Source organism: Geobacter grbiciae, assembly GCF_018531165.1.
GTDB classification, from domain to species: domain Bacteria; phylum Desulfobacterota; class Desulfuromonadia; order Geobacterales; family Geobacteraceae; genus Geobacter; species Geobacter metallireducens.
Genome location: NZ_JAHDIW010000011.1, coordinates 109,911 through 134,731, shown reverse-complemented (window position 1 = coordinate 134,731; position 24,821 = coordinate 109,911). Strand labels below are relative to the sequence as shown.

General features: G+C 52.3%; 33 protein-coding genes and 1 tRNA gene. All 34 read left to right on the top strand.

Annotation, left to right across the window (positions count from 1 at the left end; all coding sequences use genetic code 11):
• Positions 1-32: 32 nt before the first annotated feature.
• The 34 genes from rpmG to rpmD all read left to right on the top strand — a co-directional run bounded on the left by rpmG (position 33) and on the right by rpmD (position 24,815).
• Entirely contained in the window at positions 33-182 is a 150-nt protein-coding gene (gene rpmG / locus KJB29_RS13755; RefSeq protein ID WP_214185096.1) for a 50S ribosomal protein L33, read from the top strand.
• A gap of 46 nt (positions 183-228) precedes the next feature.
• Positions 229-305 (top strand) — tRNA-Trp (locus KJB29_RS13750).
• A 26-nt stretch (positions 306-331) separates the two neighbouring features.
• A complete protein-coding gene (gene secE / locus KJB29_RS13745; RefSeq protein ID WP_004514629.1) occupies positions 332-517 on the top strand; it encodes a preprotein translocase subunit SecE in 186 nt (61 codons plus the stop codon).
• Positions 518-532: 15 nt separating this feature from the next.
• Complete coding sequence (gene nusG, locus KJB29_RS13740) at positions 533-1,060, top strand: transcription termination/antitermination protein NusG (RefSeq protein ID WP_004514630.1); 528 nt, start codon at positions 533-535, stop codon at positions 1,058-1,060.
• A 63-nt stretch (positions 1,061-1,123) separates the two neighbouring features.
• Positions 1,124-1,546: a 50S ribosomal protein L11 gene (gene rplK / locus KJB29_RS13735; protein WP_215735027.1), complete on the top strand. Its 423-nt coding sequence runs from the start codon at positions 1,124-1,126 to the stop codon at positions 1,544-1,546.
• A gap of 22 nt (positions 1,547-1,568) precedes the next feature.
• A complete protein-coding gene (rplA, locus tag KJB29_RS13730) occupies positions 1,569-2,273 on the top strand; it encodes a 50S ribosomal protein L1 (protein WP_004514632.1) in 705 nt (234 codons plus the stop codon).
• A 175-nt stretch (positions 2,274-2,448) separates the two neighbouring features.
• A complete protein-coding gene (gene rplJ / locus KJB29_RS13725; protein ID WP_004514633.1) occupies positions 2,449-2,973 on the top strand; it encodes a 50S ribosomal protein L10 in 525 nt (174 codons plus the stop codon).
• A gap of 49 nt (positions 2,974-3,022) precedes the next feature.
• A complete protein-coding gene (gene rplL, locus KJB29_RS13720) occupies positions 3,023-3,406 on the top strand; it encodes a 50S ribosomal protein L7/L12 (protein WP_214185091.1) in 384 nt (127 codons plus the stop codon).
• A gap of 162 nt (positions 3,407-3,568) precedes the next feature.
• A complete protein-coding gene (gene rpoB, locus KJB29_RS13715; RefSeq protein ID WP_215735026.1) occupies positions 3,569-7,681 on the top strand; it encodes a DNA-directed RNA polymerase subunit beta in 4,113 nt (1,370 codons plus the stop codon).
• A 77-nt stretch (positions 7,682-7,758) separates the two neighbouring features.
• Positions 7,759-11,937: a DNA-directed RNA polymerase subunit beta' gene (rpoC, locus tag KJB29_RS13710; RefSeq protein WP_215735025.1), complete on the top strand. Its 4,179-nt coding sequence runs from the start codon at positions 7,759-7,761 to the stop codon at positions 11,935-11,937.
• Between the two features lie 121 nt (positions 11,938-12,058).
• Entirely contained in the window at positions 12,059-12,430 is a 372-nt protein-coding gene (gene rpsL, locus KJB29_RS13705; RefSeq protein WP_011365696.1) for a 30S ribosomal protein S12, read from the top strand.
• 22 nt (positions 12,431-12,452) lie between these two features.
• On the top strand, positions 12,453-12,923 hold the full coding sequence (gene rpsG, locus KJB29_RS13700; RefSeq protein ID WP_215735024.1) for a 30S ribosomal protein S7: 471 nt from the start codon (positions 12,453-12,455) through the stop codon (positions 12,921-12,923).
• A gap of 37 nt (positions 12,924-12,960) precedes the next feature.
• Positions 12,961-15,039, top strand: coding sequence for an elongation factor G (gene fusA, locus KJB29_RS13695; protein WP_215735023.1), 2,079 nt, complete (start codon positions 12,961-12,963; stop codon positions 15,037-15,039).
• Positions 15,040-15,067: 28 nt separating this feature from the next.
• Positions 15,068-16,258, top strand: a complete 1,191-nt coding sequence (tuf, locus tag KJB29_RS13690) for an elongation factor Tu (protein ID WP_215735022.1) — start codon at positions 15,068-15,070, stop codon at positions 16,256-16,258.
• An 18-nt stretch (positions 16,259-16,276) separates the two neighbouring features.
• Entirely contained in the window at positions 16,277-16,585 is a 309-nt protein-coding gene (gene rpsJ / locus KJB29_RS13685; RefSeq protein ID WP_215735021.1) for a 30S ribosomal protein S10, read from the top strand.
• 27 nt (positions 16,586-16,612) lie between these two features.
• Entirely contained in the window at positions 16,613-17,245 is a 633-nt protein-coding gene (rplC, locus tag KJB29_RS13680) for a 50S ribosomal protein L3 (RefSeq protein WP_215735020.1), read from the top strand.
• Between the two features lie 22 nt (positions 17,246-17,267).
• Positions 17,268-17,891, top strand: coding sequence for a 50S ribosomal protein L4 (gene rplD, locus KJB29_RS13675; protein ID WP_215735019.1), 624 nt, complete (start codon positions 17,268-17,270; stop codon positions 17,889-17,891).
• Complete coding sequence (locus KJB29_RS13670; protein WP_004514239.1) at positions 17,888-18,172, top strand: 50S ribosomal protein L23; 285 nt, start codon at positions 17,888-17,890, stop codon at positions 18,170-18,172. Before rplD ends, KJB29_RS13670 begins: the two co-directional genes overlap by 4 nt.
• 27 nt (positions 18,173-18,199) lie before the next feature.
• Positions 18,200-19,024, top strand: coding sequence for a 50S ribosomal protein L2 (gene rplB, locus KJB29_RS13665; RefSeq protein WP_004514240.1), 825 nt, complete (start codon positions 18,200-18,202; stop codon positions 19,022-19,024).
• 27 nt (positions 19,025-19,051) lie between these two features.
• Positions 19,052-19,333, top strand: coding sequence for a 30S ribosomal protein S19 (gene rpsS, locus KJB29_RS13660; protein ID WP_215735018.1), 282 nt, complete (start codon positions 19,052-19,054; stop codon positions 19,331-19,333).
• A 21-nt stretch (positions 19,334-19,354) separates the two neighbouring features.
• A complete protein-coding gene (rplV, locus tag KJB29_RS13655) occupies positions 19,355-19,687 on the top strand; it encodes a 50S ribosomal protein L22 (RefSeq protein ID WP_011365700.1) in 333 nt (110 codons plus the stop codon).
• A 19-nt stretch (positions 19,688-19,706) separates the two neighbouring features.
• The gene (gene rpsC / locus KJB29_RS13650) at positions 19,707-20,342 is read left to right on the top strand and encodes a 30S ribosomal protein S3 (RefSeq protein WP_004514242.1); all 636 of its coding nucleotides are present in this window, start codon (positions 19,707-19,709) and stop codon (positions 20,340-20,342) included.
• Between the two features lie 18 nt (positions 20,343-20,360).
• Positions 20,361-20,783: a 50S ribosomal protein L16 gene (rplP, locus tag KJB29_RS13645; RefSeq protein WP_004514243.1), complete on the top strand. Its 423-nt coding sequence runs from the start codon at positions 20,361-20,363 to the stop codon at positions 20,781-20,783.
• Entirely contained in the window at positions 20,773-20,961 is a 189-nt protein-coding gene (gene rpmC, locus KJB29_RS13640; RefSeq protein WP_215735017.1) for a 50S ribosomal protein L29, read from the top strand. The genes rplP and rpmC overlap by 11 nt, the downstream gene beginning before the upstream one ends.
• Before the next feature lie 7 nt (positions 20,962-20,968).
• Complete coding sequence (gene rpsQ / locus KJB29_RS13635; RefSeq protein ID WP_004514245.1) at positions 20,969-21,226, top strand: 30S ribosomal protein S17; 258 nt, start codon at positions 20,969-20,971, stop codon at positions 21,224-21,226.
• A 13-nt stretch (positions 21,227-21,239) separates the two neighbouring features.
• Positions 21,240-21,608 carry a 50S ribosomal protein L14 gene (gene rplN / locus KJB29_RS13630; protein WP_004514246.1) on the top strand — a complete coding sequence of 123 codons (369 nt, stop codon included), beginning with the start codon at positions 21,240-21,242 and terminating at the stop codon, positions 21,606-21,608.
• 21 nt (positions 21,609-21,629) lie between these two features.
• Complete coding sequence (gene rplX / locus KJB29_RS13625) at positions 21,630-21,956, top strand: 50S ribosomal protein L24 (RefSeq protein WP_215735016.1); 327 nt, start codon at positions 21,630-21,632, stop codon at positions 21,954-21,956.
• A 14-nt stretch (positions 21,957-21,970) separates the two neighbouring features.
• Positions 21,971-22,510: a 50S ribosomal protein L5 gene (gene rplE, locus KJB29_RS13620; protein WP_004514248.1), complete on the top strand. Its 540-nt coding sequence runs from the start codon at positions 21,971-21,973 to the stop codon at positions 22,508-22,510.
• Between the two features lie 18 nt (positions 22,511-22,528).
• Positions 22,529-22,714, top strand: a complete 186-nt coding sequence (locus KJB29_RS13615) for a type Z 30S ribosomal protein S14 (protein WP_214185068.1) — start codon at positions 22,529-22,531, stop codon at positions 22,712-22,714.
• Positions 22,715-22,749: 35 nt separating this feature from the next.
• Entirely contained in the window at positions 22,750-23,148 is a 399-nt protein-coding gene (gene rpsH / locus KJB29_RS13610; protein WP_215735015.1) for a 30S ribosomal protein S8, read from the top strand.
• 29 nt (positions 23,149-23,177) lie between these two features.
• A complete protein-coding gene (gene rplF, locus KJB29_RS13605) occupies positions 23,178-23,717 on the top strand; it encodes a 50S ribosomal protein L6 (RefSeq protein WP_215735014.1) in 540 nt (179 codons plus the stop codon).
• A gap of 17 nt (positions 23,718-23,734) precedes the next feature.
• Positions 23,735-24,100 (top strand): 50S ribosomal protein L18, encoded by a 366-nt coding sequence (rplR, locus tag KJB29_RS13600; protein ID WP_215735013.1) that lies wholly within the window; start codon positions 23,735-23,737, stop codon positions 24,098-24,100.
• A 24-nt stretch (positions 24,101-24,124) separates the two neighbouring features.
• A complete protein-coding gene (gene rpsE, locus KJB29_RS13595; RefSeq protein ID WP_214185064.1) occupies positions 24,125-24,613 on the top strand; it encodes a 30S ribosomal protein S5 in 489 nt (162 codons plus the stop codon).
• 22 nt (positions 24,614-24,635) lie between these two features.
• Complete coding sequence (rpmD, locus tag KJB29_RS13590; protein ID WP_215735012.1) at positions 24,636-24,815, top strand: 50S ribosomal protein L30; 180 nt, start codon at positions 24,636-24,638, stop codon at positions 24,813-24,815.
• Positions 24,816-24,821: the final 6 nt, after the last annotated feature.

Here is a 24,821-nt window from a genome sequence, read left to right as displayed (position 1 = left end):
GCTCGCATTCTTTACTATGAAGGGTTAAGCCAATGAGAGACATTATTACTCTTGCTTGCGCCGAGTGCAAGCAGAGGAACTATACGACCACTAAGAATAAGAAGAATACTCCGCAGAAGCTCGAGTTCAAAAAATATTGTCGCTTCTGTCGTACCCATACCGTCCACAAGGAAACCAAGTAACCACGGTCACAGGTTTGGGGTTGCTATCTGCAGCCCCAGCGGACGCAGGCCAGTAGCTCTAACGGCTAGAGCGCCGGTCTCCAAAACCGGATGTTGGGGGTTCGAATCCCTCCTGGCCTGCCATTTTTTATCCATCCCGGGGTTCTCACGTGATCGCAAAAGCCAAAGATTTTCTCACTGAAGTGAAGGCCGAGTTGGGCAAGGTGACTTGGCCTACCCGCAAAGAGACCATCTCAACGACGTGGGTCGTGGTGGCTATCGTAGTCATAATCTCCATTTATCTCGGGGCGTGTGACGTGATTTTGGCGAAACTGATGCGCCTTATCCTTGGCTAAAGGACGCAAACTACTATGGCAAAAAAGTGGTACGGGGTCCATACGTACTCCGGATTTGAAAATAAAGTAAGGCTCTCCCTTTCTGAGCGAATTAAGAACCTTGGCCTGGAGGAGTCTTTCGGCGAGATTCTTATTCCTTCAGAAACAGTGGTAGAGTTGAAAAAGGGGGAGAAGAAGACTTCCTCCCGCAAGTTTTTTCCTGGCTATATCCTTGTCAACATGGAGTTGAGCGATGAGACATGGCATGTAGTGAAGGAAACCTCCAAGGTCACTGGATTTGTAGGGGGGAATAACCCTTTTGCCATACCTGACGAAGAGGTCGCGAAGATCACCCGTAGGATGGAAGAGGGTGCTGAGAAGCCCCGACCCAAGGTTCAATTCGAGGTTGGAGAGACGGTCCGGGTGGTTGATGGTCCGTTCCTTAACTTTACTGGAGTCGTAGAAGATGTGAAGCCTGACAAGGGTAAACTCAGGGTTATGGTCAGCATTTTCGGGCGCGCAACTCCTGTAGAGCTTGAGTTCATGCAGGTGGAAAAACAGTAGGGATAACCCTCTGTCAGATAAACGGTATATCCTTCTCTGAGGAGAAGAACAAGGAGCACGGCAATGGCAAAGAAGATTACGGGATACATCAAGCTGCAGATTCCGGCGGGCAAAGCAAACCCTTCGCCCCCGATTGGTCCGGCTCTGGGCCAGCATGGTGTCAATATCATGGAGTTCTGCAAGGCGTTCAATGCCAAGACCCAGGGCGACGAGGGGACCATTACTCCTGTTGTCATAACCGTCTACGCAGATCGTTCGTTCAGCTTTATCACCAAAGTGCCGCCCATGTCGGTTCTCATCAAGAAGGCGGTCGGGATTGAGAGCGGTTCCAGCGTGCCGAACAAGAACAAGGTCGGAAAGTTGACTGCGGAGCAGGTGAAAGAGATCGCGGTCAAGAAAATGCCCGACATGAACGCTGCGTCGCTTGAAGCTGCCATGAGAACGGTCGAAGGGACTGCCCGCAGCATGGGCGTTGAAATTGTTTAATAGAGAAAGGGTGGATTGAGAGATGCCGAAGACAGCGAAGAAGCATAGGGAAGCCTTGGCGAAGATAGACCGAAGCCGGACCTACCCCCTCGTTGAAGGTATAGAAAGTGTCAAGTCGGTAGCCTACGCCAAATTTGACGAGACCGTGGAGGTCGCTGTTCGGTTGGGCGTTGACCCCCGCCATGCCGATCAGATGGTTCGTGGCGCCGTAGTTCTGCCGAATGGTCTCGGCAAGGACGTCCGGGTACTCGTTTTCGCCAAGGGCGAAAAGGAGAAGGAGGCCCGTGACGCCGGCGCTGACCATGTAGGCGCCGAAGACCTCGTTGCCAAGATCCAGGAGGGGTGGTTCGACTTCGACACCGCCATCGCGACTCCCGACATGATGGGTGTTGTCGGCAAGATCGGTAAGCTTCTTGGTCCCCGCGGACTCATGCCGAACCCGAAGGTCGGCACGGTCACGTTTGATGTGGGCCGTGCGGTTAAGGAGTCCAAGGCCGGGAAGGTTGAATTCCGGGTCGAGAAGGCCGGTATTGTCCATGCGCCGGTCGGTAAGGCATCGTTTGATGCGGACAAGCTCAAGGAAAATCTTCTTGCGCTTGTGGAGGCGCTCGTTAAGGCGAAGCCGTCCGCAGCCAAGGGTACCTACATCAAAAAGATCAGCCTTTCTTCCACCATGGGACCGGGGCTGAATCTGGATATCGCAGACGTCCAGTCGAAGCTTGTCTGAGCATTAGGTATATAAAGCCAAAGTCAAAGACAGCAGGTGCCCGGGCAGCATCCGGGCTTAATGGCGCAGGCAGCCTGCCGAGACTTGTGGTAGTCACAGGAAAGTACTAAACCCCGCACTTTCTGACTTTGGCTGGGGCTTCGGCCCTCAACCCGAACAGAAAGGAGGAAGGCGCTTGAATAGAGAAAACAAGCAACAACAGGTAGCGGAACTGCACGAAAAGCTTAAACGGGCTAAAGCAGTGTTTCTCGCCGATTTCCGTGGTATGAGCGTAGAGCAGGCAACGACCCTGAGAAATGAACTTCGTGCAGCTGCCGTTGAGTACAAGGTTGCCAAGAACACGTTGCTGGAGCTTGCGTCCAAGGAGACCGATAAGGAATCGCTCTCTCCCCACTACGCCGGTCCGACCGCCATTGCGTTCAGCTATGATGATCCGGTCGCAGCTGCTAAGGTCCTGTCAAAGTTTGCCAAAACCCAGGCCAACACCTTCAAGCTTAAGGCTGCCGTGCTGTCCGGCAAGCAGATCTCGGTCAGCGATATCCAGGCATTGGCCGATCTGCCGAGTCGTGAAGTACTTCTTGCGAAACTGCTTGGAACCATCAATGCTCCGGTTGCCAACTTTGTGGGCGTCCTGGCAGCAGTTCCGGGAAGTTTTGTTCGTGCGCTCAACGCAATCAAAATCCAAAAGGAAGGCAATTAGTCCTTCCTTTACATTCAACAACGAACGTTATTAACGGAGGAATACAGAAATGGCAGAAATCACCAAAGCCGATGTCGTTAGCTTCATTGAGAATATGACCGTTCTTGAGCTCTCTGAGCTCGTGAAAGAACTCGAAGAGAAGTTCGGTGTCTCCGCCGCTGCGCCGGTCGCCGTTGCCGCTGCCGCTGCTCCGGCCGCTGCCGCCGAGGCTGCTGAAGAGAAGACTGAGTTTGATATCATCCTCAAGAGTGCCGGTGCCAACAAAATTGGCGTTATCAAGGTTGTCCGTGCCCTCACCGGTCTTGGCCTCAAGGAAGCCAAGGACCTGGTCGACGGCGCACCGAAGCCCGTCAAGACCGGCGTTTCCAAGGAAGAGGCAGAGGACGCCAAGAAGCAGCTCGTTGAGTCCGGCGCTGAAGTCGAGATCAAGTAAGGCTCGAGTCTACTGCGTCAGCACATCAGCCAAGGCCGCTCCATGCGGCCTTGGCTCTTCTATTTTAGTTCCGAATTCGTATCCGCTGGCTCCGGGCAATATCGGAGAAGGCACTAAATCCAGGGGGTTAGAGGCTCCATGAGCCTCGCCAAAGGAGAAAACATGGCTTATTCAATTGCGAATAACCAGCTTCTACGCCAGAATTTCGCCAAGATCAAGAAAATCATTGACATCCCCAACCTTATTGATATTCAAAAAAATTCCTATAAGCGTTTCCTGCAAATTGACACCCCCCCCGAAGCACGCAAGAACAGCGGGCTTGAAGCTGTATTCAAGAGTGTTTTCCCAATTAAGGACTTTAGCGATACTGCTTCGCTTGAGTATGTTTCCTATAGCCTCGGCACACCGAAGTACGATGTTGAAGAATGCCACCAGCGCGGGATGACCTTCGCCGCCCCCATGAAGGTGAAGGTGCGCCTCGTCGTTTGGGACGTGAACAAGGATACTGGCGTCCGTTCTATTCGGGATATCAAGGAGCAGGAGGTCTACTTCGGCGAGATCCCGCTCATGACCGAGAACGGCACGTTCATCATAAACGGTACCGAACGTGTTATCGTGAGCCAGCTTCACCGCTCTCCCGGTGTTTTCTACGACCATGACAAGGGCAAGACCCATTCCAGCGGCAAGGTCCTCTATTCCGCCCGAGTGATCCCTTACCGTGGCTCTTGGCTCGATTTCGAGTTCGACCACAAGGACATACTCTATGTCCGGATCGACCGTCGCCGCAAGATGCCGGCAACGGTCCTCCTTAAGGCCCTTGGCAACAGTGCGGAGGAGCTTCTCAATTTTTATTACCGGAGTGAGGAAATCGGCCTCGATGGGGAGCGGATGTGGAAGAAGGCCGACGCCGAGCTTCTGACAACCCAGAAAACCTCTTCCGATATCGTTGATTCCAAGACAGGTGAAGTCATCATCAAGGCGAACAGAAAGTTCACCAAGGCGGCAATCCGCAAGATGACCGAGCACGGAATCACCGAGATTCCCATTAAAGCCGAAGAGGTCTGTGGAAAGTACGCTTCCACCGATATTGTTGACCCCGCCACTGGCGAAGTGCTGGTAGAGTGCAACGAGGAGATCTCCCAGGCTAAGCTTGACGAGATCAAGGCACGGGGCATTTCGGAGTTCAAGGTTCTTTTCATCGACAACCTCCATGTGACATCCTCGCTGCGGGACACACTGCTCGTCGATAAAATAAACACTACTGACGACGCGCTCATTGAGATCTATCGTCGCCTGCGTCCTGGTGATCCCCCGACCCTCAAGAGTGCCCAGGCACTTTTCGACAACCTCTTTTTCAATGCAGAACGCTATGATCTCTCGGCCGTGGGACGGCTCAAGCTCAACTACAAGCTGGGACTCGGCGTCCCCCTTGACTGCCAGGTGCTCACCAAGGAGGATATCCTTGAGGTGGTCCGGTATCTCATCGACCTGAAAAACGGCCGAGGGACCATCGACGATATCGATCATCTGGGCAACCGGCGGGTGCGGGCTGTGGGCGAGCTGCTGGAAAACCAGTACCGCATCGGTCTTGTCCGCATGGAGCGGGCCATCAAGGAGCGGATGAGCCTGCAGGAAGTCGAGAACCTGATGCCCCACGACTTGATCAACTCCAAGCCGGTTTCGGCCGTGGTCAAGGAGTTTTTCGGCTCATCGCAGCTCTCGCAGTTCATGGACCAGACAAACCCGCTTTCCGAGGTCACCCACAAGCGGCGCCTCTCTGCCCTCGGACCAGGCGGCCTCACCCGCGAACGGGCCGGCTTCGAAGTCCGTGACGTTCACCCTACCCACTACGGCCGGGTTTGTCCGATTGAGACTCCTGAAGGTCCGAATATCGGTCTTATCGCGTCACTTTCCACCTATGCCCGGATCAACGAGCACGGCTTTGTGGAAACGCCGTACCGGATCGTGAGTGAGGGGAAAGTCACCGCCGAGGTAAAGTTCTTCTCCGCCCTTGAGGAGGAGGGGCATGCCATTGCCCAGGCCAACGCCGAGATGGATGCCGATGGCCGCTTTGTGAACGATTATGTCTCTGCCCGTAAGTCGGGCGAGTTCCTCCTCGTGCATCGGGACGAACTGGAGCTCATGGACGTGGCTCCGATGCAGCTTGTTTCCGTCGCAGCATCGCTTATTCCGTTTCTTGAGAACGACGACGCCAACCGCGCCCTCATGGGCTCCAACATGCAACGTCAGGCAGTACCGCTCCTGAAAGCCGATTCTCCGTTGGTCGGCACCGGCATGGAGCGGGTAGTCGCCAAGGATTCGGGCGTTTCGGTTGTGGCGCGTCACACCGGCGTCGTCGAATCGGTAGACGCGTCCCGCATCGTCGTCAAGATCGACGAGGACGAGTATGACGAGACCGGCACCGGTGTCGATATCTATAACCTCATCAAGTTTGCCCGCTCCAACCAGAACACGTGCATCAACCAGCGGCCGGTGGTTAAGGTTGGCGATCATGTGAAACGGGGCGATGTCATTGCCGACGGCCCGTCCACCGACATGGGGGAGCTGGCTCTGGGGCAGAACGTTGTCGTCGCCTTCATGCCCTGGGGTGGCTACAACTTCGAAGACTCGATCCTTATATCCGAGAAGCTCACCAAAGACGACCGCTATACCTCGATCCATATCGAGGAGTTCGAGTGCGTTGCCCGTGACACCAAGCTCGGCAAGGAAGAGATAACCTCGGATATCCCGAATCTGGGCGAGGAAACCCTCAAGGACCTGGACGAGTCCGGCATCATCCGGATTGGCGCTGAAGTCAAACCGGGTGACATCATGGTCGGGAAGATCACGCCGAAGGGCGAAACCCAACTCTCGCCGGAGGAAAAGCTTCTCCGGGCCATCTTCGGCGAAAAAGCCGGAGACGTTCGCGACACCTCCCTGCGTGTTCCGCCGGGGGTCGAGGGGACAGTCATCGGCGCCAAGGTCTTTTCCCGTAAAGGGAACGACAAAGACTCCCGTACCGAGATGATTGAGCGGATGGAGGAGGAAAAGCTTCGCAAGGACGAGCAGGACGAGATCCGGATTATCCGTGACTCTGCTGTCGGGAAGCTGAAAAGGCTTCTGGTCGGCAAGACCGCTGCCGTGAAGGTGGAGGACAAAAACGGCAAGACGGTCATCGCCAAGGATGCCGCCATCACGGAAGAGGCCCTGACGGCAATCCCCCTTGATCGGTGGGATGAGATTTCCGTCAGTGGCGGGGAGGGGGTCGAGGAGAAGGTTGCCGCGATCCTTGCCACGCTCCAGCAGCAGATTGATATCATAAAATATGTCTTTGACGATAAGGTCCAGAAGCTGAAGCGGGGCGATGATCTTCCCCCGGGCGTAATCAAGATGGTCAAGGTTTACGTTGCCATCAAGCGCAAGCTTCAGGTCGGTGACAAGATGGCAGGTCGCCACGGTAACAAGGGGGTTGTGTCCCGTATCCTTCCCGAGGAAGACATGCCGTACATGGAGGATGGCCGTCCCGTCGAGATTGTGCTGAACCCCCTGGGTGTTCCTTCCCGTATGAACGTGGGGCAGATCCTCGAAACCCATCTGGGATGGGCTGCCAAGGGAATCGGCTGGAAGATCGAGGAAATGCTTGAGAAGCATTCTCCGTCTGCCACGATCAAGGAGTATCTCCAGAAGGTTTACGGCTCCAAGGAAATGAATGCGTTCCTTGACTCTCTCAACGAGGAGGAACTGATAAACGTCGCCAAGCGTCTCCAACGCGGAGTTCCGATGGCGTCGCCCGTCTTTGAGGGGGCTTCGGAGGAGCAGATTCGAAGCATGCTCGACAAGGCCGGTTTCGACGAGACCGCCCAGGTCAGACTTTTCGACGGCAAGACCGGAGAACCCTTCAAGCACAAGGTCACGGTCGGGGTCATGTACGTCCTCAAGCTCCATCACCTGGTTGACGACAAGATCCACGCCCGGTCCATCGGCCCCTACAGCCTCGTGACCCAACAGCCTCTGGGCGGCAAGGCTCAGTTTGGTGGCCAGCGTCTCGGTGAAATGGAGGTCTGGGCCATGGAAGCATACGGCGCCGCCTATGCTCTCCAGGAATTCCTGACGGTGAAGTCCGATGACGTTGCAGGCCGTACGCGCATGTACGAGGCCATTGTCAAAGGAAAGCATACCCTCGAGCCGGGACTCCCGGAGTCGTTCAACGTCCTGATAAAGGAACTCCAGTCGCTGTGTCTCGATGTGGAACTCCTGGAAGGCGACGAGGATTAGAGTTGGTCATCCAAGACATTGACCGCCTGAACGATCACATGAGCAGCAGCCACTCCTAAACAGAGGAGGATTAGACATTGGAAGATTTTTTCAGCTTTTTCGATAAACCGAAGGACCCCCTCCACTTCTCGGCGATCCGCATCTCCGTTTCTTCACCGGAGAAGATTCGGGAGCGTTCGTTCGGCGAGGTAAAGAAACCCGAAACCATCAACTACCGGACCTTCAAGCCGGAGCGTGATGGTCTGTTCTGCGCGAAAATCTTTGGCCCCACCAAGGACTACGAATGCAACTGCGGCAAGTACAAGCGCATGAAGCACCGCGGCATCGTCTGCGAAAAGTGTGGCGTCGAGGTCATCCCCTCAAAGGTTCGTCGTGAGCGCCTGGGGCATATCGACCTTGCCACTCCCGTTGCCCACATCTGGTTCCTCAAGTCGCTTCCCTCCCGAATCGGGAACCTGCTTGACATATCGTTGAAAGACCTTGAGAAGGTCCTTTACTTCGAAGCCTATGCGGTTACCGATCCGAAGAACACCGGAATGGCCATGGCCGAGGTACTCTCCGAAGACCGTTACCTGAAGGCGCTTGAGGAGCACAATTACCAGTTCGACGCAGGTATGGGGGCAGCAGCCATCCGTGACTGCCTCAAGGCCATCGATCTGGATCAGCTTGCTGAACAACTCCGCCAAGAGATGATCGAAGCAACGAGCGAGGCGAAGCGTAAGAAGACCGCCAAGCGGCTCAAGGTTGTGGAGGCCTTCAAGGAGTCCGGCAACCGTCCCGAGTGGATGATCCTTGAGTGCATCCCGGTCCTTCCGCCCGAGTTGCGTCCCCTGGTCCCCCTCGACGGCGGACGCTTTGCGACGAGCGATCTCAACGACCTCTATCGTCGCGTAATCAACCGGAACAACCGCCTCAAGCGCCTCATGGAACTACAGGCCCCCGAGGTTATCATACGCAACGAGAAGCGGATGCTGCAGGAAGCCGTTGACGCCCTCTTTGACAACGGTCGCCGCGGCCGTGCCATTGCAGGCCCTAACAAGCGCCCCCTCAAGTCCCTCTCCGACATGCTCAAGGGAAAATCAGGCCGTTTCCGCCAGAACCTCCTCGGCAAGCGGGTCGACTACTCTGGCCGTTCCGTTATTGTTGTGGGACCGGAGCTTCGTCTCCACCAGTGCGGTCTCCCCAAGAAGATGGCCCTGGAGCTCTTTAAGCCGTTCATCTACAACAAGCTTGAGGAGCGGGGCTTCGTCACCACCATCAAGAGCGCCAAGAAGATGGTGGAGAAGGAGCGTCCGGAGGTCTGGGACGTACTTGAAGAGGTTATCAAAGAACATCCTGTTATGCTCAACCGTGCCCCTACCCTGCACCGCCTTGGCATCCAGGCCTTTGAGCCGGTGCTGATCGAAGGAAAGGCCATCCAGCTCCACCCCCTCGTGTGTACCGCCTTTAACGCGGACTTCGACGGCGACCAGATGGCGGTCCACCTCCCTCTTTCCATCGAGAGCCAGGTGGAGGCGCGGGTGCTCATGATGAGTACCAATAACATCCTGTCTCCGGCGCATGGCAAGCCGATCATCGTACCGTCGCAGGATATGGTTCTCGGTATCTACTACATGACCCGGGAGCGTCATTTCGCCAAGGGGGACGGGAAAATCTTCGCGTCTCCGGAAGAAGTGCGGATAGCGTATGATGCCGGCGAGGTTGACCTCCAGGCACGTGTCAGCGTCCGGATGAAAAACATTCTCTCCGCTGCGTCTGAACAGCCGGCCATCATCGAGACGACAGTTGGTCGTATCTTGCTTCGTGAGATACTCCCCGAAATGGTCCCCTTCTCTTCCATCAACAAGGTTATGAGCAAGAAGGAGCTTGTGAACCTGATCGATGTCTGCTACCGCCTTGCCGGCAACAAAGAGACCGTCATCCTGGCCGACCGGCTCAAGGAGACCGGATTCCGCTACTCGACCCTGGCGGGTATTTCCATCTGCATGAATGATATGGTGATCCCCGAAGGGAAGTCCGCAATCATCGACAGCGCCAACGACGAGGTGAAGGAGATCCAGAACCAGTATACCGAGGGTCTCATCACCGACGGGGAGCGCTACAACAAAGTTATCGACATCTGGGCCAAGGCTACGGAAGACATCGCCAAGCAGATGCTCGACAACCTTTCCAAGGACACGATCCTCTCCCCTGACGGCCAGGAAGTGAAGATTCCTTCCTTCAACGCCATTCACATGATGGCCGACTCGGGCGCGCGGGGCTCTGCTCAGCAGATTCGTCAGCTGGCGGGTATGCGGGGGCTCATGGCGAAGCCGTCCGGCGAAATCATCGAGACTCCTATCACCGCCAACTTCCGGGAGGGACTGAACGTTCTTCAGTACTTCATCTCGACCCACGGTGCCCGGAAGGGTCTTGCCGACACGGCTCTCAAGACCGCGAACTCCGGTTACCTTACCCGTCGTCTGGTTGACGTGGCACAGGACGCCATTATCACCGAGACGGACTGCGGCACGCTCGACGGCCTTACCGTCACATCCCTGACCGAGGGTGGCGAAGTCATTGAGCAGATTGGAGATCGCATTCTCGGCCGCGTTGCCCTTGACGATATCCTTGATCCGGTAACTGGCGATGTGCTTGTTCCTGCCAACCAGGAAATCGATGAAACGCTCGTGAAGCGCATCGAGGATGCTGGCATCGAGCGGGTCAAGATCCGCTCCGTGCTCACCTGCCAGAGCAGACGCGGCATTTGCGCCAAGTGCTACGGACGTGACCTTGCCCGCGGACATATCGTCAATATGGGGGAAGCGGTTGGCGTCATCGCTGCCCAGTCCATCGGCGAGCCGGGTACTCAGCTGACCATGCGTACCTTCCATATCGGTGGTACGGCATCGCGGCATGCAGAGCAGACCTCGCTTGAAGCCCGGACAGAAGGCCGGGTTAAGTTCATCAATATAAACAGCGTCGTCAATATTGAGGGACACCATATCGTCATGAACCGCAACGGCGAAGTTGCCATCATCGACGAAACGGGTCGTGAGCGCGAAAAGTACGGCATTGTCTACGGCGCCAAGATCAAGTTCGGCCCTGATCAGGTTGTGAAACCAGGCGAAACGCTCGCCGAGTGGGACCCTTACACCATGCCGATCCTCACCGAGGTCGCTGGACGCGTTAAGTTCGGGGACATTGTTGAAGGGGTAACCATGGAGGAACAACTCGACGAGGTGACCGGCCTTTCCCGTAAGGTTATCATTGAGTCGAGGGATGCTGACAAGCGGCCGCGTATCGCCATAAAGGCATCGGATCCCGAATCCGCGTCCGGCGGGAGCACCATCGGTCGCTACTATCTGCCGGTCGGTGCCAACATTTCCGTGGCCGAAGACTCGTTCGTCAATGCCGGTGATGTAATTGCGAAGATTCCGCGTGAAACGACGAAGACCAAAGATATCACCGGTGGTCTCCCGCGGGTTGCCGAGCTCTTCGAAGCTCGCAAGCCTAAGGACTTCGCTGTGATAACCGAGATTGACGGTGTCGTCACCTTCGGCAAGGATGCCAAGGGGAAGCGCAAGGTCATTGTTACTCCGGAGTTGGGTGAGCCCAAAGAGTATCTGATCCCCAAGGGCAAGCATATCAGTGTACATGAGAACGATTACGTACGGGCAGGCGAACCCCTCATGGACGGGTCCTCCAACCCCCACGACATTCTTCGGGTGTTGGGTATCAAGGAACTCGCAAAGTACTTGGTCGACGAGGTTCAGGAGGTTTACCGACTCCAGGGCGTCAAGATCAATGATAAGCACATTGAGACCATTGTTCGCCAGATGCTCCGCAGGGTTCGGATCAAGGAAGTGGGGGATACTAACTTGCTCATTGATGACCAACTCGAGCGCTGGGTCTTCGAGGAAGAGAACGAACGGGTTATTGCAAAGGGGGGGCGTCCCGCCATTGCCGAACCGCTTCTTCTTGGTATCACCAAGGCATCGCTCTCGACGGAATCATTCATCTCTGCTGCATCTTTCCAAGAGACGACAAAGGTGCTGACCCAGGCGGCCATCGAGGGAAAGGTGGATCAGCTTCGCGGGCTCAAGGAAAACGTCATTATGGGACGGCTTATTCCTGCTGGAACAGGTCTGTCTCGTTATCGGAACCTCAAACTCGTCGCCGAGCAGGCAGAACTGTTGGAACCCGTTGCCGTTGCGCCTCCCGCTGTTGAGGAGGATTACCCTGAAGATGACATGCTTGACGATATTGAGGAATAGCTCTCACGGTCAGATTGAAAGTAATGAAAAAAATCTTGACAAGGTGTTGTGTAGCTGCTAACTTTGTCGCTTCCGCAGGGCGAGTACCCCCTGGAGAAGCCGTTATTGGGAGAAACAGAGTATGCCAACGATTAACCAGCTGATCCGCATCGGCAGGAAGAGTAAGAAGGAAAAGTCGAATTCCCCCGCGCTGAAGAGCTGTCCTCAGAAGCGTGGCGTCTGTACCAGGGTTTATACTACGACCCCTAAGAAGCCGAACTCTGCGTTGAGGAAAGTTGCAAGGGTTCGTCTGACAAATGGAATTGAGGTCAGTTCTTATATTCCGGGGGTTGGGCATAATCTTCAAGAGCACTCTGTAGTGCTTATTCGGGGTGGTCGGGTTAAGGACCTTCCTGGTGTTCGGTATCACATTGTTCGTGGTACGCTGGATTCTGTTGGTGTGAAGGATCGGAAGCAGGCTCGTTCCAAGTATGGCGCCAAGCGGCCCAAGTAATCGACTTTGGTGAGAGGGTGATATGCCGAGAAGAAGAGAAGTAGCTAAACGGGTTATTCTTCCTGACCCCAAGTTTAACGACAGGGTTGTTGCGAAGCTTGTAAACGTTATTATGGTGGGCGGGAAAAAGAGTACGGCTGAGCGCGCGCTTTATGGTGCGCTTGGGGTGGTCTCTCAGAAGACAGGTGAAGAGGCGGTTAAGGTTCTTAAGAAGTGTCTTGATAATATTAAGCCGACTCTTGAGGTTAAATCGCGACGGGTTGGTGGTTCCACGTATCAGGTTCCTGTTGAGGTTCGTGCTGATCGTCGGGTTTCGCTTGCGATGCGTTGGCTTGTTAAGTACGCCAACGACCGTTCTGAGAAGACGGTTACTGATAAGCTTGCTGGTGAGATCCTTGATGCCTATAACAATCGTGGTGCTGCAGTTAAGAAGCGTGAGGATACGCACCGGATGGCTGAGGCGAACAGGGCATTTGCACACTACCGTTGGTAGTTTTAGATAGGGTGAGTATAGGTAACTGGAGGATTTTGTGGCACGACTTGTACCATTGGAAAAAACCCGAAATATTGGGATAATGGCGCACATAGACGCCGGTAAGACGACGACGACTGAGCGTATTCTTTATTATACTGGCGTAACTCACAAGATTGGTGAGGTGCATGAAGGCGCTGCCACGATGGACTGGATGGAGCAGGAGCAGGAGCGCGGAATTACTATTACTTCCGCTGCGACGACCTGTAACTGGGGCGATCATCGCATAAACATTATTGATACGCCTGGCCACGTTGACTTTACTATTGAGGTTGAGCGTTCGCTGCGCGTGCTTGACGGTGCGGTTGCTGTCTTTTGTTCGGTTGGTGGTGTTGAGCCCCAGTCTGAGACCGTGTGGCGGCAAGCTGATAAGTATGGTGTTCCGCGTATTGCTTTTGTTAATAAGATGGACCGTGTTGGGGCGGACTTCTTTCGTGGGGTTTCCATGATCCGCGATCGCCTCAAGGCCAACCCTGTGCCAATTCAGTTGCCGATTGGTGCAGAAGATACCTTTAAGGGCGTGGTTGACCTTGTGGAGATGAAGGCGATTGTCTGGGACGAGGAATCTCTTGGTGCAAAGTTTCATGTGGAGGAGATTCCGGCTGATCTTCAGGAGCTTGCGCAAGAGTATCATGAGAAGATGGTTGAAGAAATCTCTTCCCATGATGATGCCTTGATGGAGAAGTATCTGGGCGGCGAAGAGCTTACTGTGGATGAGGTTAGGGCTGCCATTCGCAATGCGACGATTGCAATTCAGATATGCCCTGTGATTTGTGGGTCTTCATTCAAGAATAAAGGGGTTCAGAATCTCCTTGACTCGGTTGTTGAATATCTTCCGTCTCCAGTGGATATTCCGTCCATAAAGGGTATAGATGCCGATTCCGGTGCCGAGATTGAGCGTAGGGCTGCTGACAGTGAACCGTTCTCGGCGTTGGCCTTCAAAATTATGACTGACCCTTTTGTTGGTCAGCTCTGCTTTATTAGGGTTTATTCTGGGGTCCTTAATTCTGGCTCGTACGTATATAACTCCACAAAGGGTAAAAAGGAGCGTATCGGTAGACTTCTGAAGATGCACGCAAACAAGCGTGAAGAGATAAAGGAAGTTCTTGCTGGTGACATTGCTGCCGCTGTAGGTCTTAAGTACACTACAACTGGTGATACTCTCTGTCCTGAGGACGCGCCCGTAATTCTTGAGTCCATAGAGTTCCCTGAGCCGGTTATTGCGATTGCTATTGAGCCGAAGACCAAGGCCGATCAGGAGAAGCTTGGCATCAGTCTTCAAAAGCTTGCCAGTGAAGACCCTTCGTTCCGTGTTCGGACCGATGAGGAAACTGGTCAGACAATTATCTCTGGCATGGGTGAGCTTCATCTTGAAATTATTGTTGACCGTCTCATGCGTGAGTTCAAGGTTGAGGCTAATGTTGGTAAGCCACAAGTTGCCTATCGTGAAACTGTGACCAAAAAGGTCAAGGTTGAAGGTAAATTTGTGCGTCAGTCCGGTGGCCGTGGTCAGTATGGCCATGTCTGGATCGAGATGGAGCCGCAGGAGCCCGGCAAGGGATACGAGTTTGTTGATGCCATTAAGGGTGGCGTTGTGCCGCGCGAGTATATCCCTGCTGTTGATAAGGGGATTCAGGAGGCTATGGACACGGGTGTGCTCGCTGGGTTCCCCTGTGTGGACTTTAAGGTTGCCTTGGTCGACGGTTCATACCACGAGGTAGACTCTTCCGAAATGGCCTTCAAAATCGCTGGCTCGATGGCGTTCAAGGAGGCTGCTGCAAAGGCTTCACCGGTACTCCTTGAGCCGATCATGTCGGTCGAGGTTGTAGTTCCTGAAGAATATATGGGCGATGTCATCGGTGATCTCAACTCTCGTCGCGGAAGGATTATGGGCATGGAAGGTCGTGCCGGTGCCCAAGTGGTAAGTTCCATGGTTCCGCTGGCGCAGATGTTTGGGTATGCAACTGATCTTCGTTCTGCCACGCAGGGTCGTGCTACCTACACCATGACGTTTGATCACTACGAGCAGGTTCCGAAATCGGTGTCTGAAGAAATAATCGCTAAAGTAAAAGGGTAATTTATTTCCATAGAGGGAGGAATCCTACATGGCAAAGGCAAAATTCGAGAGAACAAAACCGCACGTCAACATAGGGACGATTGGTCACGTTGACCATGGCAAGACCACGCTGACCGCCGCCATCACGCGGGTTCTGGCCGAGCGCGGCCAGGCCGAATTCAAGGGCTTTGATCAGATCGACAACGCCCCTGAGGAGCGTGAGCGTGGTATCACCATCGCCACCTCGCACGTTGAGTATGAAACCGAAAAGCGTCACTATGCTCACGTTGACTGTCCCGGCCACGCCGACTACGTCAAGAACATGATCACCGGTGCGGCTCAGATGGACGGCGCGATTCTCGTTGTCTCCGCCGCCGACGGCCCCATGCCCCAGACTCGCGAGCACATTCTGCTTGCTCGTCAGGTAGGGGTTCCCTACATCGTCGTGTTCCTGAACAAGGCTGACATGGTCGATGACGAAGAGCTTCTTGAGCTCGTCGAGCTGGAGATTCGCGAATTGCTCTCCTCCTATGATTTTCCGGGCGACGACATTCCCATCATCAAGGGTTCCGCCCTCAAGGCCCTCAATGGCGACAAGGACGAGCTCGGCTCTGAAGCCATCGTCAAGCTCATGGACGCCGTTGACGCCTATATTCCCGAGCCTGAGCGCGCCATCGACAAGCCGTTCCTGATGCCCGTCGAAGACGTCTTTTCCATCTCCGGTCGCGGTACCGTTGCTACCGGTCGGGTTGAGCGTGGCGTTGTCAAGGTGGGCGAGGAAGTCGAGATCGTTGGAATCAAGACGACCACCAAGACCACCGTCACCGGTGTAGAAATGTTCCGCAAGCTCCTCGACGAAGGGCGTGCCGGCGACAACATCGGTGCCCTGCTCCGTGGTGTAAAGCGTGAAGACATCGAGCGTGGCCAGGTGCTGGCGAAGCCGGGGAGCATCACCCCGCACACCAAGTTCAAGGCCGAGGCCTACATCCTGACCAAAGAAGAAGGCGGGCGCCACACCCCGTTCTTCAACGGCTACCGTCCGCAGTTCTACTTTCGGACCACCGACGTGACCGGCGTAGTAGACCTTCCCGCAGGAACCGAAATGGTCATGCCCGGCGACAACGTAGCCGTAACGGTTAACCTGATCACCCCGATCGCCATGGACGAAGGCCTGCGGTTCGCTATCCGTGAGGGTGGCCGTACTGTCGGCGCCGGTGTTGTCAGCTCTATCATCGAATAAAGCAGGAACGAGGAAGAAATGCCAAGTCAAAAAATTAGAATCCGCCTTAAAGCTTTTGATCACAGGCTTCTTGATCAATCAGTGGGTGAGATAGTCGATACTGCAAAAAGAACAGGTGCGCGGGTTGCTGGACCAATCCCTCTCCCGACGATAATTAACAAATATTGCGTCCTGCGGGGACCGCACGTGGACAAGAAGTCTCGAGAGCAGTTCGAAATCCGGACACATAAACGTCTCATCGATATTCTTGATCCAACACAGCAGACTGTCGACGCTCTCATGAAGCTTGATCTCTCTGCAGGCGTAGATGTTGAAATCAAGCTCTAATGCGAATGTAAGGATAGGAATATTGCCATGAAGAAGGGATTGATTGCGAAAAAGCTGGGTATGACCCAGATCTTTGCTGATGATGGCAGGCGCATTCCAGTTACTGTAGTAGAGGCTGGGCCGTGTGTCGTCTTGCAAAAGAAGACTATTGAGACAGACGGGTACAACGCTATTCAGGTAGGTTTTCTCGCGAAGGATGCCGACAAGTCGGGGCGCGCGCTCGTAGGTCACTGCAAGTCCGCTGGCCAAGGTGTCTTTGCTTATATCCGTGAGTTCAGGGTAGAGGATGTCGATAGGTATACTATTGGCGACTCTATTACCGCTGAGATCTTTGCGCCGGGTGATTATGTCGATGTGACCGGAACAAGCATTGGTAAAGGTTTCCAGGGTGTCATTAAACGGTGGGGCTTCCGTGGAGGCCGTTCATCCCATGGTTCCTGTTTCCACCGGGCTCCCGGTTCGATCGGTAGTTCTGCATGGCCGTCGCGCGTATTCAAAAATAAGAAAATGCCAGGCCAACTCGGAAATGAGCGTGTTACGGTGCAACGTCTTCAAGTTGTCCGTGTTGACACAGCGGACAATCTGCTGCTGATCAGAGGGGCAATACCAGGCGCGAAGAATGGTATTCTGCTTCTCAAAGACAGTGTTAAAGCACGTTAGACTTGCAGGACCGGAGATAGTTATGGCTACAATCGACGTTTTCGATATCAATAAGAACAAGGTAGGTGAGATGGACCTCAGTGACGCTGTCTTTAACGGCGACGTCAGGGAATATCTCATTCATGAAGCGGTTAAGGTTCAGCTTGCAAACCGTCGCGCAGGGACCGTTGGCGTAAAGAATCGTGCGGCTGTTTCTGGTGGAGGCAAAAAGCCCTACAAGCAGAAAGGTACCGGGCAGGCTCGCCAGGGTTGCATACGTGCACCGCACTATGTCGGTGGCGGTGTTGCCTTTGGTCCTCAAGCTAAGACCTATGCACTTTCGATGAACAAAAAGGCCCGGAAGGCTGCGGTTCGGTCAGCTCTTTCCATGCTTTTCAAAGAGAATAAGCTTTCAGTCCTAGATGGCTTTTCGCTGCCATCAATCTCGACAAAGGGTTTTGTTGGCGTTCTTAAAACGTTCGATGTGACGAAGACCCTTGTTATTATTGATGAGGTAAATACGAATCTTGAGTTGTCTGCACGCAACGTGAAGGACGTTAAGGTTCTTAAAGCTGAGCATCTTAATGTTTTCGATATTGTTAAGTTTAACAATGTCATACTCACTCAGTCAGCTGTTCGGAAGATCGAAGGAGCACTGCAGTCATGAATATTTATGACATATTAAAAAAGCCTCTTGTAACGGAAAAGACCACTCTTGAAAAAGACGCAAAAAATGTGATCTCTTTCGAGGTTGACCGTAGCGCAAATAAGATAGAAATCAAGAATGCTGTCGAGAAACTCTTCAAGGTTGAAGTTTCAGAAGTAAATACTGTCAACGTGGCTGGCAAGCTGAAGCGTGTTGGTCGTCACTATGGCAAGCGTTCGAACTGGAAAAAAGCCTATGTTACCCTCAAAGAGGGAAACAATGTTGATTTCTTTGAGATATAAACACTTTGGCAGTGGAGTGAGCACATCATGGCAATAAAGACTTACAAACCAACATCAGCAGGCCGTCGGCACCAGACGTGTTCAGCGTTTGACGAGATCACGACCTCCAGTCCGGAGAAATCCCTTCTTCTTACATTGAAGAAGACAGGGGGGCGTAATAGCTTTGGTCGGATAACATCACGGCATATAGGTGGTGGTCATAAGAAAAAGTACAGGCTTGTGGATTTTCGTCGGAACAAGATTGATATTCCGGCAAAGGTTGCGAGCATCGAGTACGATCCCAACCGTAGCGCTCGTATTGCTCTACTGCATTACTCTGACGGAGAAAAGCGCTATATTCTGGCCCCATTGAACCTTAAGGTGGGCGATGTGGTGCTGGCCAGCACCAGTGCTGATATCAAGCCAGGTAACTCACTTCCTCTTCGTGCCATACCGCTGGGTACCATTATCCATAATATCGAACTTAAAATCGGTAAAGGTGGTCAACTGGCACGGAGCGCTGGGACCTTTGCGCAACTCATGGCTAAGGAAGGGAAATATGCTCAGGTGAAGCTTCCGTCTGGCGAAGTACGGATGGTTTTGCTTGATTGTATGGCTACTGTTGGTCAAGTCGGTAATATCGATCATGAAAACGTGACGATTGGCAAGGCAGGTCGCTCGCGTTGGCTTGGCCGCAGACCGAAGGTTCGCGGTGTTGCCATGAACCCTGTCGATCACCCTCACGGCGGTGGTGAAGGTCGGACCTCGGGCGGTCGTCACCCCGTGACACCGTGGGGTATTCCGACTAAAGGGTATAAGACCAGGAAAAATAAGACATCTTCGCGGTTTATCGTGAAGCCGCGTACTAAATAATAACCACTTGGTTAAAGGATAGAGACCATGGCACGTTCGATCAAAAAAGGCCCTTTTGTTGATGATCATTTGGCAAGAAAGGTTGCTGCAGAAGGGACCGGCTCCAAAAAAGTTCTCAAGACTTGGTCGCGTCGTTCAACGATCACTCCGGATTTTATCGGTCTGACTTTTGCCGTTCACAACGGGAAAAAATTTATTCCTGTTTTCGTGACCGAAAATATGGTTGGACACAAACTTGGTGAGTTTGCTCCGACGAGAACATTTTACGGCCATGCAGCAGACAAGAAGAGCAAGTTGAAGAAGAAGTAACCGGTAAAAGGAGCCTAGAGAATGGAAGCACGAGCTAAATTGTCATTTGCCCGCCTTTCCCCGCGGAAAACTCGTCTGGTTGTGGATATGGTGAGGGGTAGGGGCATACAGGATGCTCTCACTATACTTCGTTTTTCTCCGCAGCCGTCTGCAAAACTGGTGTCGAAGCTTCTCCAGTCAGCAGTAGCTAATGCTGAGCAAAAGGGTGCATCAGACGTTGATAGACTATTCGTGAAAACGATTTTTGTTGACGCGGGACCAGTTCTCAAGAGGTTTACTCCTCGTGCTATGGGGCGTGCCAGCAAAATCAGAAAGCCTACCAGCCATGTAACTGTAGTGCTGGCAGATAAGTAATCGGAATGGAGGTGATGTCTTGGGTCAGAAAGTAAATCCAATTGGATTCAGGCTTGGTGTAATCAGAACATGGGATTCGCGTTGGTATGCGGAAGCAGATTATGCGAAGCTGCTTCATGAAGATATCAAACTGAGGAATTTCCTGAAAAAGCGTCTTTTTAACTCGGGTGTTTCCAAGATCGAGATTGAGCGCGCTGCCAGTAAGGCAAAGATCAATATCTTTACTGCTCGGCCTGGGCTTATAATCGGTAAGAAGGGCGCCGAGGTGGAAACTCTCAAGAAGGAGCTTGCCAAGCTTACTGACAAAGAGATCTACCTCAATATACAAGAAGTCAGGAAGCCCGAGCTTGATGCTCAACTGGTGTCGGAGAACGTAGCTCTCCAACTAGAGCGGCGCGTGGCTTTCCGCAGAGCAATGAAAAAAAGCGTAACTTCTGCGCTTAAGTTCGGTGCGAAGGGGATTAGGATTACATGCTCCGGTCGCCTTGGCGGAGCTGAAATGTCCCGGACTGAGTGGTACAGAGAGGGGCGCGTACCCTTGCATACGCTCCGGGCAGATATAGATTACGGCTTTGCTGAAGCCAAGACTACCTATGGGATTATTGGCGTAAAAGTTCTAATCTTTAAAGGTGAAGTTCTCCCCGGTCAAAAATAGAAACAGGAGTTTTTCCCAATGTTGATGCCCAAAAGAGTTAAGTATAGAAAGCAAATGAAGGGGCGCATGACGGGCGCAGCAATGCGCGGGGCTACACTGTCGTACGGCGATTTCGGTCTCCAGGCAACGGAGTGTGGATGGGTTGATTCCCGTCAGATAGAGGCTGCTCGTATTGCAATGACGCGTTATATCAAGAGGGGCGGAAAAATCTGGATTCGTATGTTTCCAGATAAACCACTCACATCAAAGCCGGCTGAAACACGGATGGGGAAGGGTAAAGGATCGCCCGATTCATGGGTCTGTGTAGTGAAGCCCGGTAAAGTGCTCTACGAAATGGAGGGCGTCAGCGAGGAAATTGCACGTGAGGCGTTTCGCCTTGCTGCGAACAAGCTTCCTGTCGGGACGAAATTCATTTCCAGGAAGGAAGGTTATGAAAGCTAGTGACCTTAAAAATATGTCGGTCGAAGCACTGACGGCGAAGAATGCGGAACTGACTAAAGAGTTATTTAATTTGAGGTTCCAACTTCATACCGGAAGACTCGAGAATACAGCTAAAATCTCGGCTGTTAAGAAAGATATCGCTAGGGTAAATACTTTCCTCAGCGAAAGAAGGGGCTAGAGAAGCTATGAGTCAGCGCGGGAACAGAAAGACCCAAGTCGGCATTGTTGTGAGTGATAAAATGGATAAGACTGTTGTAGTGCAGGTTTCACATCTTGTGAAACATCCTGTCTATAACAAGTACATAAAGCGAAGTGTCAAATACAAAGCTCATGACGAAGAAAACAGCTGCAAGTCTGGCGATAGGGTACAAATCGTTGAGACTCGTCCATTGAGTAAGGACAAGCGCTGGAGAGTTCGTCAGATAATCGATAGGTTCGAGTGATCGGGAGTAAGCCATGATTCAGATGCAGACCATTTTGGATGTTGCGGATAATTCCGGAGCCAGAAAGCTATTTTGTATAAAGGTTCTTGGCGGATCCAAAAGAAAATATGCTGGAATTGGTGATATTATTGTTGCTTCTGTAAGAGAAGCGATTCCGAATTCCAAAGTGAAAAAGGGTGATGTCGTCAAGGCGGTAATTGTTAGAACCGCCAAAGAGGTTGGACGCCTTGACGGTTCGTACATCCGTTTTGACGATAATTCGGCTGTGGTTATTAACAATCAGCGTGAACCTGTCGGCACTCGGATCTTCGGTCCGGTCGCAAGAGAACTGAGGGCGCGGAAATTCATGAAAATTGTGTCTCTTGCACCTGAGGTTCTGTAATACATTTCGAGGAGATATTCCATGCTCGACAAGAAATTTCACGTTAAAAAAGGCGACACCGTTTCTGTTATCGCCGGCAAAGATAAAAGCAAGATTGGTAAAGTAATCCGCATTCTTCCCAAGAAGGATGGTGTGCTTGTTGAAGGGCTTAACATGGTTAAGCGACACATGCGTGCTCGCGGGAATGAACCAGGTGGCATTGTAGAGAAAGAGAACCCACTGCATGTTTCAAATGTTATGCTCTATTGTGACAAGTGCAAGAAACCGGTTCGCTCGAAGATGAACGTGCTTGAGGACGGCAAGAAAGTTCGTGTTTGTATCAAATGCGGCGACTCGTTTGATAAATAGGAACGGAGGAAGAGATGGCCAGGCTGAATGAGCTTTACAAGAACGAGATCGTCCCTCAGTTGACGAAGGACTTTGGATACTCGAACATAATGCAGGTTCCCAAGATTGAAAAGATAGTTGTTAACATGGGCCTTGGAGAGGCAATTCAGAATGTCAAGATCCTGGATTCAGCTGTCGAAGAACTCGCTATGATAACTGGGCAGAAATCAGTTATTACAAAAGCAAAAAAATCTATCGCAAGTTTTAAACTGCGTCAAGGGATGCCCATTGGCTGCATGGTTACGCTTCGCCGTGAAAAGATGTTTGAATTCCTTGATCGGCTCATAAATGTAGCGCTCCCACGTGTGCGAGACTTTAAGGGTGTGTCGGGTAAGGGTTTTGACGGTCGTGGCAATTATTCCCTTGGCATCAAAGAACAGCTTATTTTCCCTGAGATTGAATACGATAAGATCGACAAGATCAAAGGGCTCAACATAACCATAGTAACATCAGCACGAAGCGATGAAGAAGGCAAGGCACTGCTCAAGCAACTTGGGATGCCTTTCAGGAACTAATATATTTGGAGGACGCCAGTGGCTAAAACATCGATGATCATAAAGGCACAACGGGGAAGCAAATTCAAGGTCCGTGAGTATAACCGTTGCCCCCTCTGCGGACGGCCCCGTGCCTATTATCGTAAATTCGATATGTGCAGGATTTGCCTCAGAAAGCTGGCTACAACCGGTCAGATTCCGGGAGTAATCAAGTCAAGCTGGTAACGCAGTAAACTCGTTAAGAAAGAGGAGTACGCTCAATGTCGATGACTGACCCTATTGCCGATATGCTCACAAGGATACGAAATGCCAGCATGGCAAAGCTCCAGAAGGTGGATATTCCGTCTTCTAACTTGAAAGTGAGCTTGGCGAATGTCCTTAAGGCAGAAGGTTTTATAAAGAATTTTAAGGTGATCGCTGATAACAAGCAAGGCGTTTTGCGTGTTTATCTCAGATTTATTGATGAGAAAGAACCTGTTATCAGGGAGATAAAGCGTGTGAGTAAACCTGGTAGTAGGGTGTACGTTGGTTGTGATGAGATTCCTAGCGTGAAGAGTGGGATGGGGGTCGCTATTCTGTCAACGTCCAAGGGTATCATCACCGACAAGGTTGCTCGCGAGGCAGGCGTCGGCGGTGAAGTTATCTGTACTGTCTGGTAATAATAGAGAAGGCAAGGAGCATACAAGTCATGTCCAGGATCGGTAAACGTCCTATTGAGATACCAAGCGGGGTGAAGGTTTCGTTCGCAACTCCTATTCTGAAGGTCGAGGGGCCGAAAGGTTCGCTTTCACGCGAGATTATGAGCGACATCGCCCTCGAGATAGAGGAGAAGAGTGTCAGTGTTAATAGAGCCGATGATGCTATAAAGTCACGTTCCGCCCATGGTTTGACAAGAACGCTGATCAATAACATGGTCGTTGGTGTCACTAAAGGGTTTGAAAAAATACTTGAGATAAACGGCGTTGGCTATAGAGCAGAAGCAAAGGGCGATGTTCTTAGCCTTAGCCTTGGGTACTCTCATCCGATTAATTTTCCTCTTCCTAAAGGCATAACGGTTGAGGTGGATAAAATGACCAAGGTCTTTGTCAGAGGGATTGATAAAGAGCTCGTTGGCCAGACTGCAGCCAAGATTCGTTCTTTCCGCGGTCCCGAACCCTATAAGGGTAAGGGTGTAAAGTATGCCGACGAGAGAATTCTGAGAAAGGCCGGCAAGACCGGCAAAAAATAGCCTTAAGGAGAAGTAACGTGAGTCCTCTCGCTCAGAAGAAAGTGGCTCACCTCAAGCGGAAGACGCGGGTGAGGAAGAAAATTTGTGGTACGACTGACCGGCCAAGGTTGAATGTATATAAGAGTGCCCGTCACATCTATGCACAGATAATTGATGATGCAACGGGCGTAACACTCGTATCTGCATCAACTGTACAAGATGAAAGCGATGCCCTCAAGTACACTGGCAACGTCGAGGCCGCGAAATGTGTCGGCGCCATGATCGCAAAGAAGGCTCTGGAAAAGAATATTACTTCCGTTGTATTCGACCGTAACGGGTTTCTGTATCATGGAAGGGTCAAAGCCCTTGCTGATTCGGCTCGTGAGAACGGTTTGTCCTTCTAGAAGGAACAACAAGGAGGCGTGAACTTGCAGAAGATCAATCCAAATGAATTGAACCTTACTGACAAAGTTGTCCATATCAGTCGGGTCGCGAAAGTTGTTAAAGGTGGTAGGCGGTTCAGCTTTTCGGCGCTTGTTGTTGTTGGCGACGGAAGCGGTTTTGTAGGCTATGGTTTGGGTAAGGCTAATGAAGTCCCTGAAGCCATCCGCAAGGGCGTGGAACAGGCAAAGAAAAATCTTATCAAGGTTCCGATTGTCGAAGGCCAGACGATCCCCTATGAAGTTCTAGGACACTTTGGTGCGGGTCGTGTGCTTATCAAACCGGCTTCCGCAGGTACTGGTGTTATTGCCGGTGGCGCAGCCCGTGCTGTTTTCGAATCAGCGGGACTTCACAATGTTCTCTCCAAGTGCCTTGGCTCAAACAATCCGCACAACGTCGTGAAGGCTGCTTTTGACGGGCTGAAACAACTTCGTAGCCCTGAAGAGATTATGGCGCGGCGCGGAATGGCTGAATAGGACACATTTACGGAGGGTAAGCATGTCTGCCGGACTGAAAATTACACTGATCAAGAGTCAGATTGGAGCCACCACGGCACAGAAAGCTGTTCTGAACGGTATGGGGCTCAATAAGCTCAATAAGACTGTTGTCTTGAAGAATACTCCAGAAATCGTTGGCATGATTGCCAAGGTTTCCCATATGGTCAAGGTTGAAGAGTAATCTACT